Genomic DNA, 13,252 nt, shown 5'->3' on the forward strand with positions numbered 1-13,252 from the left:
AGATCATTATGATTCGCCACCTTTGCTATTTATGACTTTTGCGATTTTCTTTCAGAGGACTTATATGAGCGCTAATCAATTGGCTAATCCCGGCCCCTTGGGTTTAATGGGCTTCGGCATGACAACTATTTTGCTTAATCTGCATAACGCAGGTTTCTTTCCACTGGCATCCGTTATCCTGAGCATGGGTATTTTCTACGGCGGCCTGGCTCAAGTACTGGCAGGACTTTTTGAATATAAGAAAGGCAATACCTTTGCCGCAACTGCTTTCACCTCTTATGGCCTGTTTTGGCTTAGCCTGGTCGGGTTATTATTTCTACCCAAAATGGGACTGGCAGAAGCCACCAGCAGTCAATATTTAGCGGTATATCTTGGCCTGTGGGGTGTGTTTACTCTGTTTATGTTCTTTGGCACCTTCAAGGCTAACCGCGTACTACAGTTTATCTTTGGTGGTCTGACGCTGTTATTTGCTTTGTTAGCTATTGGCAACTTTACCGGAAATACCGCTCTTCTAACGATTGCCGGTTATGAAGGGATAATTTGTGGCGCCAGCGCATTTTATCTGGCAATGGCGGAAGTACTGAATGAACAGTATGGCCGCACCATTCTGCCTATTGGCGAGATAAAACAGTAATAAACTACGGGTGGGAAGAGGGAAAAATTCTCCCCCTCTTCCAGTCCGTTATGAACGTATTGCTATCCTATTTTTTCCAATGTTCAATAATTCAAAGTAAGCATCTGTCATTTTATTGCCTACAGTGTTTCAACCAGACTTGCACCATCCGAAACCTGACACACATAAATGGTCTCTTTCAGACCTGTCAACGCAAAATAGTGTTGCTCTACAGCATCCTTAACCGCATCAACCAAAGTTTGTGATACTAAAGCCACCACGCAACCACCAAACCCACCACCGGTCATCCTCACTCCACCCTGTTTACCAATGGCTTGCTGCACAATATCAACCAAGGTATCGATTTCAGGTACGGTAATTTCAAAATCATCACGCATTGACTGATGTGATTGTGCCATAAGTTCTGCAATTAATGGCATATCACCCTCTGCTAATGCTTTTGCTGCCAGAAGAGTGCGTTCATTTTCTGTGATCACATGGCGTGCACGTTTAGCGACGATCCCATCAAGCTCAGAAATACGCTTTTCAAACTCATCTATTGTCACATCCCGTAAAGCTTTAACACCAAATAATGCCGCGGCTTGCTCACATTGAGTCCGGCGAATATTGTATTCACTGCCAACCAATTCTCGTTTCTTATTTGAATTAATAATAATAACCGCTATATCTTTAGGCATAGACACAGCCTGAGTGGTTAAATGCCGGCAATCAATTAATAATGCATAATTATTTTTCCCTTCTGCTGAAATTAATTGATCCATAATGCCGCAATGACATCCCACAAATTCATTTTCCGCTTGCTGTCCATTTAGCGCAATTTCCGTTTGGCTAATCGCTAAGTGATAAAGAGTTTTAAATGTTTGACCAATAGCCGTTTCCAATGCAGCCGATGAGCTTAATCCCGCTCCCTGCGGCACATTACCTGTCACTACAATATCTGCCCCTTTAAATACATATCCACGACGGAGCAAATACTTCACAACCCCTCGAATATAATTAGCCCACATTTTACTTTCGTGAAATATAATAGGTTGACTGATATCAAATTCATCTAATTCATTACCATAATCAACTGAAACAACACGAATAATATTGTCCTGTCGCTTCGCCGCAGAAGCCACAATTTGGTAATTAATAGCACAGGGCAATACAAAACCATCATTATAATCCGTGTGTTCTCCAATCAAATTAACCCGACCTGGCGCCTGAATAATATGTGTCGGCATATAATGAAATATTAAATCAAAAACATCTTTAACACGATTAATTAAAGTTTCCATCATATTACTCTCAAATATGGTATCAGCCACTCGATAATGAGTATTGTTGCTCTTTATAATGTACATCACTCAAAGCACGCAAAAACTGAGCCGCTTGCTCTGCCGTTAAATCACGTTGTGTTTCAGCAAACATTTCATAGCCCACCATAAATTTTCGCACAGTAGCCGATCGCAATAATGGCGGATAGAAAAGTGCATGTAGTTGCCAATGTTCAATATCGGTACCTTGTTCAAAAAATGGTGCAAAATGCCACCCCATCGAATAGGGAAACGAGCGATGAAATAAATTGTCATAACGGCTGGTAAGCTTTTTAAGCGCGACCGCCAAATCATCGCGTTGCTCATCCGTTAATTCATTCATTCGGCGCACATGAACTTTAGGTAACAACATGGTTTCATAGGGCCATGCAGCCCAATAAGGTACAACTGCCAACCAATGGATTGTATCGACTACAACCCGTTCACCATCATTTAATTCAGCCTGAACATAATCCATCAGTAAATTGGAACCCTGTTCCTGGTAATAAGCACGCAGTTGTTTATCTTTACGCTCAATTTCATTGGGTAAAAAACTATTTGCCCAGATTTGCCCATGCGGATGAGGCTGAGAACACCCCATTATCTCGCCCTTATTTTCAAATAATTGTACCCAGAGATACTCTTTACCCAATATCTCAATTTGTTCGTTCCAGGTATCAATCAATTGACGAATTTGTTCAATTGGCAATTCTGGCAATGTCTTACTGTGATCAGGAGAAAAACAGATTACGCGACTTAATCCTCGTACTCCTTGTATTTTAAATAACGGGTGAGACGGTTGGGGCACCTCAGGTGAATCTGGTATTAAGGCTGAAAAATCATTATTGAAAACGTAATTTCCTTGGTAAGCAGGATTTTTATCACCGGAAATACGTGTATTTGATGGGCAAAGAAAACATTGCTCATCATAGTTAGGAATATTATCTATCAATGGCTGCTCATCCTGCCCACGCCACGGCCGCTTCACCCGATGAGGAGAGACCAAAACCCATTGCCCGGTTAGCGGATTATAACGACGATGGGGATGTTCAACAGGATTGAACGTAATCTTGGGCATAGCAGTCTCTACTTTGATTTATATTTTTCAACACCCATGGTAAAAATTTTTATTCACACTCAGGCTGGACACAGTTTAACAGCGGGCATCAACACCAATCTGAGATATTAATCACGCAAATGTAAACGATTACACTAAATACCTATCCCAATAGAGCTATTTTATTTGCCATCGCCTGTTTTGTCGCGCCAATGCTTGGTGGCATTAACCAAGCATTCCAATATATTCAGGAATATATCGGCCTTGTCAGACCAAGTATTTTAGCCGTGTTTTTACTTGGCTTATTCTGGAAAAAAACAACCAGTAAGGGGGCAATAATTGGTGTGGTTTTATCAATACCTTTTGCCTTATTCCTGAAATTTATGCCATTTTCGATGCCATTTATGGATCAAATGCTCTATACCTTACTCTTTACACTGGTCATTATTGCATTTACGAGTTTAAGTACATCGGCTAACGACGATGATCCTAAAGGCATTGTGGCTGTCACAAAAGGCCGACGTTTCTTACGAAATCATTATTAGTGGGCACATTTAGGGAACCATTAATTCGATAAATTCATTCAACGCCGAGCACTCTTCGGCCTAAAAGCCGCGACTACCTTATCATCGGTTTCCACATATGGGCCATCCAACAATTGAATACAATATGGCACGCTGGCAAAAATACCGGATACCAGAACTTTACCATTTTCGTCTTTCAAGCCTTCCAGCGTTTCCGCAATTGCTTTTGGTTGCCCTGGCAAATTTAAAATAAGAGCTTGCTTGCGGATAACGCCAACCTGACGAGATAAAATTGCCGTTGGAACAAATTGCAAACTAATCTGACGCATCTGCTCGCCATATCCCGGCATTTCACGGTCTGCAACCGCTAATGTGGCATCAGGGGTCACATCCCGACGTGCGGGACCAGTTCCACCGGTGGTCAAAACCAGATGACAGCCGATTTCATCCACTAGCTCACACAAGGTTTGTTCAATGATGATCTGCTCATCCGGGATCAGACGAGTCTCTATCTGAAAAGGGGTGGTAATCGCACTTTTCAGCCACTCTGCTAATGTCGGAATCCCTTTGTCCTGATAAACACCACTCGATGCACGATCAGAGACGGATACCAAGCCAATACGCAATTCATTCATACAAACCTCAATTAACTGATAGCAAAAAGGCGGCTAATTATGCCGCCTTTAACGCTAAAAGAATAGCTTATGGCCTATCATTACAGCAGATCAGCGATCATCTTCTCAAGTTTGCCCTGATCAATAGCAAATTTACGGATACCATCCGCCAGTTTTTCTGTTGCCATTGCATCCTGATGATGTTCCCAGTAGAACTGGGCTTCATTCAATGGCTCTGGACGCGTTTTAATTTCACCGGCATAACTCAGTTTATGTTCAATTTCCCCCTGAGATTCAGACAGCTCTTTCAACAGTGCAGGCGCAATAGTTAAACGGTCACAACCCGCCAATTCCAAGATCTCACCCGCGTTACGGAAACTTGCTCCCATAACCACCGTGTCATAGCCATGTTGTTTATAGTATTGGTAGATTTCAGTCACAGAAATGACGCCGGGATCTTCGTGTGGAGCGAACTCTTTCTGCTCGCTGTTCGCTTTATGCCAGTCAAGGATACGACCAACGAATGGCGAAATCAGATAAACTCCGGCTTCCGCACAAGCACGTGCCTGAGCAAAAGAGAACAGTAGTGTCAGGTTACAGTTAATCCCTTCTTTTTCTAGCTGCTCAGCCGCGCGGATACCCTGCCAGGTTGAAGCCAATTTGATCAGAATCCGATCATTGCTAATACCTGCCTCGTTATACAACTTAATCAGGCGCTTAGCTTTAGCAACACTGCGTTCGGTGTCATAAGACAAACGGGCATCAACTTCTGTCGAAATACGGCCAGGGATCAGTTTCAGAATCTCCAAACCAATATTCACCGCCAATTTATCGCTAGCATCCATAATTTGCTGCTCATGGGAATCGCTCTGTTCACGCGACCACGCAATTGCTTCATCAATTAATTTACGGTATTCAGGAATCTGGGCAGCGTTAAGGATCAGAGATGGGTTAGTTGTCGCATCTTGTGGCTGATAAAGTTTCATCGCCGCAATATCCCCGGTATCTGCCACTACTGTTGTCAGTTTACGCAGGGAGGTTAGTTTATCGGTCATTTTGTCATATCTCATCGTTATGCGTGAAATTGTGGCATTGTTTCTGAGCCATCCTTTGATGATAACACGGTAAGACCTTGCTGCAAGGCGGTAAAAACAATTGAGGATGTTTGGTTGATTTACAAATGTTTTCGATGGCAAATCCTTCAAACTTTAGGGCATCATTACAGACTCCCCGCTAGTAAAGTTTCTTGGTTTAAGGATCTCATCACAGATGATAAAAATTCAGTAAATTGAAACCATTACCCATAATTTCATACAAAATAAATTACTTTAATGTTAGTTTATTCTCAACATCAGCACTTATTTTCTTTGCAACAAAAACTGAGCTCAAAGAACACATTGCAAAAAAGACAAATAAAATACTACTTCCTAGCAAAGGGATTAACCATATTATTATAATACCAAAGGCTGACTGGTAACTTCTTGAAATTGCATCTGAAGACGATATTATTCTCGCAAAATATTTTTCTGGAGTCAGCTCTTGCCCTGATGTATAGAGAGATATCCTTAAAAAAGAAAGTCCGATAAAAATAAGCATGGTTCCCAGAGTATAGTATAACAGGACAATTTTTGATAAAGGCATAGCCCAAAGAATACTCCCAATCGCAATCAATAGAGAACCAAGAAAGAAAGATTTTTTTATTCTACTTATAGTAAAATAGCGACCAGATAAATAAGACCCAAATAACATTGAAACAGAAGCTAAAAAGGAAAAATAAGCAATCAAATCAGAAAAAGAAAACGAATATAATCCACTAAATAAAGAGGCAATTGTTGTATAGTTAGAAGTCACTATATAGGTCGAAATCACTTGATATGACACCATGGCAGTTAAAATACTTATCCTGAATAATAATATATTTCTCTGCGTATTATTCTTGATAATATATTCTAAGCCACCATATTTCATAGAAATATCTTTTTCCTTTATTTTAGTTCCCCAATCGCCGATAAAAAAGAGAAATATAATTGATAAAATAAAACACATTGATTCAATAATAAATAAAGAGCGTATTGAAATCATATTTATCAAAAAACCCGCTATCAATGGAGAAGATATAGAGAGCAATCCATAATAGAATTGTTGCTTTGATATAAAAGCAACTCTTTCTTCTGAGCTAACAAATACTTGGTATGCCACTGATCTTATCGATATATTCAAACCTGAAAAAAATGACAGAAGAAAAGATATGAAAAATAATAAATATATATTATTGACAAACACAGCAAGAAATATTGTTACTGCCCGGAAGAAATCCGAAAAAATACAAATAGCCCGCATATTAAACCGAGCAGTTAGCCCACCAATAACCACAAAAACTAATATACTCGCTGTTAACCTTACAGATACCATTAAAGACGTATCTATCTCCGACTTGGTAATTGAATATACAAGTGAAAGAAGCGCTATTTCACTTATTCCTGTGCCAAAGATAGATATTATATCAGAGGATAATAGCCTATTTTTATTCTCCATATCTTATCCCACTTATATTTTATTTATCCAATCGATTTCAATCAAATAAGAAATTGTAAATATAATATAGCCGCTTACTTTTAGAATAATTACTATATTACAATTCAAAAAAAATTGATCAAACGCACAAAAGCTGATATTTAAATAATCCACAAAAACTTAATTTAAATTTATATCTAAATTTAAATTAAAATATACCTTTATAAATTATTTAAATGTTTTTAATGTTAAGGGCAGTGTAGATTAATAAAATGGAGTGCAAAATTATCAGCTTGTCACCCGACAGATATCACGTACACAGTTTCTACTATCGTCATTATTAATTCTTTATTATCCTATCTTTTGTTAAAGTAACTTCATCTGAACAACCGGGACGATATTATGCTTATTACTATTTCACCTGCAAAAACCCTTGATTATGAAAGCCCGCTTACCACGGCAGAATATAGCCAACCAGAATTACTCGACCAATCAAAGCAGTTAATCAATATTTGCCGCGAACTGGCACCTGCCCAAATTGCGAGTTTGATGGGTATCAGCGATAAACTTGCTGGCTTAAACGCAGCCCGTTTTGGCGAATGGCATACTGATTTCACTCCAGAAAATGCCCGTCAGGCTATCCTGGCATTTAAAGGTGATGTTTATACTGGTATGCAAGCTGAAACTTTCTCCGATAAGGATTTTAATTTTGCTCAGGAGCATCTGAGGATCTTGTCTGGCCTTTATGGTGTGCTCCGTCCTTTGGATCTGATGCAACCTTATCGGCTGGAAATGGGGATCAAACTGGAAAATAAACGCGGTAAAGATCTCTACGCTTTCTGGGGAGATCTGATCACAGAAAAGCTCAATGATGCTCTGGAACAACAAGGTGATAATGTGTTGGTTAATCTGGCTTCTGATGAATATTTCAAATCCGTGAATACGAAAAAATTAGCCGGTAAAATTATCAAACCTGTATTTCTCGATGAGAAAAATGGTAAGTATAAAATCATTAGTTTTTATGCAAAAAAAGCCCGTGGACTGATGAGCCGGTTTATTATTCAGAATCAGTTAACGCAAACTGACCGTCTGGTGGAGTTTAATCTGGATGGCTACGCTTTCGATGAATCGTTATCCAAAGGGAATGAACTGGTATTTAAACGCCCTGAACAACATTAAGACCTTATTATCAATAATATACGCCGCATAATCTGTGCGGCGCCTATTTTCATGATGATTTAGGTGTTCTTTCCATCAAAAAAGATCGCAATTTAGCAAAATCTGCTGGTAAATGATGGGATAACAAATCTAAATCAGCCCGTTCAGCCAACGCTTTGGGCAATGGTAATTCCTCACCCAAAATCTGTTCCACACTCTCTTTAAATTTTGCTGGATGAGCCGTACCGAGAAATAATCCGTATTCATTTTCTTGTAATTGATCACGCAGAACACGATAAGCAACCGCTGCATGAGGTTCAGAGATATAACCCAGTTTAGCCAGTTCCTTAACGGTCTCTTTAGTCACTTCATCACTAACTACACCATATCCCAATTCACTCAACGGCCAGGATTTACGGTGGAACAGTTCTTCAATACGTGGCCAGTTGTTTGGCTGACTCACATCCATTGCGTTGGAAAGCGTGGCAACGGTCCGATGAGGCAACCATTTTCCATCCTCTAGATAACGTGGAACCGTATCGTTAACATTAGTAGCAGCAATAAAGCGTTTTACCGGTAATCCCATTGATTTTGCCAATAAACCCGCGGTCAAATCACCAAAATTCCCACTCGGTACAGAGATAACCAGTTGTTCGCGCTTATCTTCTGGTAACTGAGCAACCGCTTCAAAGTAATAGCAAATTTGCGCTAACAAACGGCTGATGTTAATTGAATTGGCTGAATTGAGATACAGAGCTTGTTTCAACTCTTGATCATCAAACGCCTGTTTAACCAATGCCTGACAATCATCGAAATCGCCATCAATCGCCACCGTGTGAATATTACCGCCCAATGTACAGAACAGTTTCTCCTGTAACGGGCTGATTTTGCCCTGTGGGTAGAGGATTACCACTTGTACATTATTCAGCCCATAAAAGGCGTGGGCTACTGCTGCCCCTGTATCGCCGGAAGTCGCAGTCAGGATAGTTACTGGCTGTTCACCAGCAACTTGTGCCAACATTTGCGCCATAAAACGGCCACCAAAATCCTTAAACGCCAAAGTCGGGCCGTGGAATAATTCTAGCGTTGCAACCTCGTTTTCCACTTTTGCCACAGGTGCCGGAAAAGTAAAAGCGCTCTCAACTCGGGTCGCCAATTGCTCTGGCGGAATTTCATCACCAATAAATGCTGAAAGAATGCGACCGCTGCGGGTGACAAAATCCAGTTTCAACAGTTGGTCAATTTCTTCACGACTGAATTCGGGTAAATCTTGCGGAAAGAAAAGCCCTTGCTGTTTGCCTAACCCCTGTTTGACTGCTTGCGCAAAACTCACCTGCTCGCTGTTGTCTTTCAAGTTATACAGTTTCATTAGTTACCCTATTTGTCGTGCGCCTGCGAGATCCAGACGGCAAATGTGTACAAAACCTTCATCATTCTGAACATAATGCTGTTGCAGCCACTCAGCCATTTCCTCTGCGGTAGCCATATCATTACAAATGGAGAACAATGTCGGGCCAGAACCAGAAATACCACACGCCAATGCCCCTACCCGTTTTGCTGTTTCACGCGCCTTGGCAAAACCCGGTAACAGTTGGGTACGATACGGTTCCGCAACCACATCTTTCATCAATCTGGCTGCCAGCTCTGGTTGCCGTGTATGACAGGCATGAATAAAACCAGCAAGAAAACGTCCATGATCGATAACATCCTGCTTCAAATATTTTACAGGTAAAATTGCTCTGGCTTCTGCGGTAGAAACTTTGATACCCGGATAGGCCATCACCCATAACCATTCATCAAACGAAGGTACTGGCTGACAGATAATATCCCCTTGTTCCATAATCAGTTGCAAACCACCGAGATAACATGGAGCGACATTATCATAGTGAATACTGCCGGAAATACGTCCTTCCAGTTGCCCCATCATTGCCAGTAGTTGGCTTTCATTAAATGGGAGACCTGCAAACTCGTTCAGTGCCATTAAACCTGCAACAACAGAACAAGCGCTGGAGCCAAGGCCAGAACCAATTGGCATATTTTTTTCCAGCATCATCTCCACAGGTAATTGTTTGCCCAAACGCTGGCAGAATAATTGCCAGCATTGGTAAACGATGTTGTGCTCCAGCTTCTCAGGTAACTTCCCCACAAACTGCCCTTCATTACGCAAACTGAAACTCTTCGCTGCCCGGACAGTAACGCAGTCACCTAATAAAGCACCATTAACTGGAGAGACCGCGGCGCCCAGTACATCAAACCCAACACTGACATTGCCAATAGATGCAGGCGCATAGACTCTAATCACAATTAAACTCCCTGTTTCCAGGACAAAGTACGCAGCATATCTGCGAAAACACCTGCGGCAGTAACATCATTTCCCGCTCCGTATCCCCTCAGTACCAGTGGTATAGGCTGATAGTAACGCGTGTAGAATGCCAACGCATTTTCGCCATTTTTGACTTTATAAAGCGGATCATTGCTGTCTACTGCCACGATTTTCACTCTACAACAGCCATCTCCAATCATGCCAATATAGCGCAACACTTTCCCTTGTTCTTTTGCTTCTGCCACACGCTGGTTGAAAACCTGATCAAGAGAGGGTAAACGTTCAAGGAAAGCATCCACGTCCCCTTTGTTATCAAAGGAGGCTGGTAACACAGGTTCTACATCAATATCATCCAGTTCAAGTTCATAACCTGATTCACGAGCGAGGATCAACAGCTTACGGGCAACATCCATACCGGACAGATCATCACGCGGATCGGGTTCGGTATAGCCTTTCTCTTTTGCCAGTAACGTCGCCTGAGATAATGACATTCCTTCATCCAGCATACCGAAAATAAAAGAGAGAGAACCGGAAAGAATGCCATTGAACTGAACCAGTTCATCACCCGCATTAAGCAAGTTTTGTAAGTTCTCAATAACAGGCAGACCAGCGCCTACGTTAGTGTCATACAGAAATTTACGTTTAGATTTTTCTGCCGCCCTACGGATCTGATGATAATAAGCCATTGACGAAGTATTGGCTTTTTTATTCGGCGTGACCACATTAAAACCATCACTCAGGAAGCTAGCGTATTGATCAGCAATTTGCTGATTAGAGGTACAATCCACTATCACCGGGTTCAGCAAATGGTACTCTTTCTCCAAACGGATCAGACGGCTCAAACTAAAAGGTTCTTTGGCCTCTGATAAACATTGCTGCCAATTATCAAGGCAAATACCTCTCATGTTCGTCAACATAGCCCGTGAATTAGCAATACCACATACCCGCAAATCAATGTGCTTTTGCTTCAACCAAGTTTGTTGACGACGGATCTGCTCAATCAAAACGCTACCAACTCCCCCAACGCCGACAACAAAAACTTCGATCACCTGATCGGTATTAAATAACATCTGATGGCACAAACGAACAGCTGTCGTTGCCACTTCATTATCGATAACCGCCGAGATAGAACGTTCAGAAGATCCCTGTGCGATGGCAACAATATTGATATTACCGCGCGCCAATGCAGAGAAGAAACGGGCAGAGATGCCACGCAGGGTACGCATACCATCGCCAACAACAGAGATAATGGAAAGATTTTCCATCACATCCAAAGGATCAAGAACTCCCTCTTTCAGTTCAAGATAGAATTCTTCACTCAGCGCCTGACGCGCACGTTCCAATTCACGTTGAGGGACACAGAAGCTGATGCTGTATTCTGAAGATGACTGAGTAATCAGCACAACAGAGATCCCTTTGCGGGACATAACAGCAAATACCCTTGCCGCCATACCAACCATCCCCTTCATACCAGGGCCTGATACATTAATCATTGCCATATTGCTCAGGTTGGTAATCCCTTTTACCGGCGTACTTTCATCTTTCTGCCCGTCACCAATCAGTGTTCCCGGTGCATCTGGATTGGCGGTATTTTTAATCAAACAAGGGATCTGAAATTGAGCAATTGGAGCAATGGTCCGTGGATGCAATACCTTGGCGCCGAAATAAGAGAGTTCCATCGCTTCCTGATAGGACATGCCTTTTAATAACCGTGCATCCGGCACAACTCTGGGATCACAGGTATAAACCCCATCCACATCAGTCCAGATTTCACAACATGTAGCCCGCAAACAAGCCGCCAAAACCGCAGCAGAATAGTCAGAACCATTACGCCCCAAGACAACCAGCTCCCCTTTATCATTTCCAGCCGTAAATCCAGCCATCAGGACAATATGATCATCAGGAATATTCAGAGCAGCAATGCGCTTCGTAGACTCGTTGATATCTACCGTAGATTCAAGGTAATGACCTTGTGCCAACAAATTTTCTACCGGATCAATCACCGTGACCTTGTGACCACGCGCCTGCAATACAGATTCCATAATTGCGACAGAGAGTTTTTCCCCACGACAAATCAGGGAAGCGCTAATGCTGTCCGGACATTGGCCCAGTAACGAAATACCATGCAGAACCTGTTTCAATTGAGCAAATTCTTGCTCAACCATCATTTTTAACCGTTCATAAGCAAAACCGGGTTGTACCTGTGCCACCCCCTGTAATAAATCAATAAAGATCTGCTCAGCATCGTGCATATGGGTAATGATCTCTTGCCCAGCTACCGTTTTCTCAATCATCGCCACTAAATGATTGGTAATTTTTGCCGGAGCAGAAAGCACCAACGCAGCCCCTCCTTGAGAAAGTTTTTTTTCTGCAATATCGGCAACGCTCAATACACGCTGGTAATTAGCGACCGAAGTTCCTCCAAATTTAAGCACTCGCATTAACATTTTTCTCCTGATTCCGCGCCAAAAAAAAGCCCGCATCTGATTTGGATGCGGGCTTTTTTCTCTGTTTTATATATGCGTCAGCCCGCCCCGTAACCTGTGGTTCCGGTGGTGGTAATAATTGTGGTTTTCAGGCTGATAGTTCGCATAGGTTCCTGCCTGTCATTTAATGGGTTCGACCCTATATTGGTTAAATGAATTTGTGCGCAAAGTCAAACGTTTTCTCTAAATAACCTTATGCTTTTGATATTTTTAACATTGGAATAATTCATTTCATGGTCATAAAGACAAACAAATATTTCTTACTGAACCCAATCTTTTAGTTGTTAAATCCATTTTTAACAAAATTAACAATATATTTTATCTTTTCGTAAAAATTAGTTATTTTTATTCACCACCAAGCTCATGGGGGATTATTTTTCGTACAAAACCACTCTGTGCGTTAACAAGAATTTGTCATTTGCATGACAGAATACAAGGTATAAAATAACCAATATAAATAATATTAACGTGCTACAATCAATTTTGATGTACGTCAATAAAAGGTAGTTTTTTTAGATGGTAAATGCATTGCAAGCTGTTATATTGCTGTTAATGGACTAACATAACACTGTTTAACCAGTTTTTTGGGTACATACCCACCAAAGGAAAAGCAACTTTTACTTTCAGTGTAAAACATATCAATA

12 protein-coding genes and 1 other annotated feature are annotated in these 13,252 nt (G+C 41.4%); of the genes, 3 read left to right on the forward strand and 9 right to left on the reverse strand.

The genetic code is table 11. From position 1 onward, the window contains the following. The first annotated feature begins 64 nt into the window (after positions 1–64). Positions 65–634, forward strand: coding sequence for an acetate uptake transporter (satP, locus tag KZ793_RS16815; RefSeq protein ID WP_118986689.1), 570 nt, complete (start codon positions 65–67; stop codon positions 632–634). A 119-nt stretch (positions 635–753) separates the two neighbouring features. On the opposite strand, the gene galK is transcribed toward satP, so the two are convergent. Together galK and KZ793_RS16825 are read right to left on the reverse strand one after the other, a co-directional pair. After that, positions 754–1,914, reverse strand: coding sequence for a galactokinase (galK, locus tag KZ793_RS16820; RefSeq protein WP_225816407.1), 1,161 nt, complete (start codon positions 1,912–1,914; stop codon positions 754–756). Positions 1,915–1,936: 22 nt separating this feature from the next. Further along, the gene (locus KZ793_RS16825) at positions 1,937–3,010 is read right to left on the reverse strand and encodes a UDP-glucose--hexose-1-phosphate uridylyltransferase (RefSeq protein ID WP_225816386.1); all 1,074 of its coding nucleotides are present in this window, start codon (positions 3,008–3,010) and stop codon (positions 1,937–1,939) included. Between the two features lie 170 nt (positions 3,011–3,180). Between KZ793_RS16825 and KZ793_RS16830 the strand changes: the two genes are divergently transcribed. Then, complete coding sequence (locus KZ793_RS16830) at positions 3,181–3,534, forward strand: sodium:solute symporter family transporter (RefSeq protein ID WP_225816408.1); 354 nt, start codon at positions 3,181–3,183, stop codon at positions 3,532–3,534. A gap of 38 nt (positions 3,535–3,572) precedes the next feature. Here KZ793_RS16830 and mog read toward each other — a convergent pair whose 3' ends face one another. The 3 genes from mog to KZ793_RS16845 all read right to left on the reverse strand — a co-directional run bounded on the left by mog (position 3,573) and on the right by KZ793_RS16845 (position 6,662). Beyond that, positions 3,573–4,148, reverse strand: a complete 576-nt coding sequence (gene mog / locus KZ793_RS16835) for a molybdopterin adenylyltransferase (protein ID WP_225816387.1) — start codon at positions 4,146–4,148, stop codon at positions 3,573–3,575. An 80-nt stretch (positions 4,149–4,228) separates the two neighbouring features. Continuing rightward, positions 4,229–5,182 carry a transaldolase gene (gene tal / locus KZ793_RS16840; RefSeq protein WP_225816388.1) on the reverse strand — a complete coding sequence of 318 codons (954 nt, stop codon included), beginning with the start codon at positions 5,180–5,182 and terminating at the stop codon, positions 4,229–4,231. Positions 5,183–5,450: 268 nt separating this feature from the next. Then, entirely contained in the window at positions 5,451–6,662 is a 1,212-nt protein-coding gene (locus tag KZ793_RS16845) for an MFS transporter (RefSeq protein WP_225816389.1), read from the reverse strand. Positions 6,663–7,043: 381 nt separating this feature from the next. Between KZ793_RS16845 and yaaA the strand changes: the two genes are divergently transcribed. Continuing rightward, on the forward strand, positions 7,044–7,820 hold the full coding sequence (yaaA, locus tag KZ793_RS16850) for a peroxide stress protein YaaA (protein WP_225816390.1): 777 nt from the start codon (positions 7,044–7,046) through the stop codon (positions 7,818–7,820). A gap of 49 nt (positions 7,821–7,869) precedes the next feature. On the opposite strand, the gene thrC is transcribed toward yaaA, so the two are convergent. From thrC to thrL, 4 genes are all read right to left on the reverse strand, one after another. Beyond that, complete coding sequence (gene thrC, locus KZ793_RS16855) at positions 7,870–9,168, reverse strand: threonine synthase (RefSeq protein ID WP_225816391.1); 1,299 nt, start codon at positions 9,166–9,168, stop codon at positions 7,870–7,872. Positions 9,169–9,171: 3 nt separating this feature from the next. Beyond that, the gene (gene thrB, locus KZ793_RS16860; RefSeq protein ID WP_225816392.1) at positions 9,172–10,101 is read right to left on the reverse strand and encodes a homoserine kinase; all 930 of its coding nucleotides are present in this window, start codon (positions 10,099–10,101) and stop codon (positions 9,172–9,174) included. Between the two features lie 2 nt (positions 10,102–10,103). Next, on the reverse strand, positions 10,104–12,563 hold the full coding sequence (gene thrA, locus KZ793_RS16865; RefSeq protein WP_225816393.1) for a bifunctional aspartate kinase/homoserine dehydrogenase I: 2,460 nt from the start codon (positions 12,561–12,563) through the stop codon (positions 10,104–10,106). A 25-nt stretch (positions 12,564–12,588) separates the two neighbouring features. Then, positions 12,589–12,708: a sequence feature (Thr leader region), on the reverse strand. Continuing rightward, entirely contained in the window at positions 12,647–12,715 is a 69-nt protein-coding gene (thrL, locus tag KZ793_RS16870) for a thr operon leader peptide (protein WP_225816409.1), read from the reverse strand. It overlaps the preceding feature by 62 nt. Positions 12,716–13,252 lie beyond the last annotated feature (537 nt).

This window comes from Photorhabdus antumapuensis (assembly GCF_020387775.1).
GTDB lineage: Bacteria > Pseudomonadota > Gammaproteobacteria > Enterobacterales > Enterobacteriaceae > Photorhabdus > Photorhabdus antumapuensis.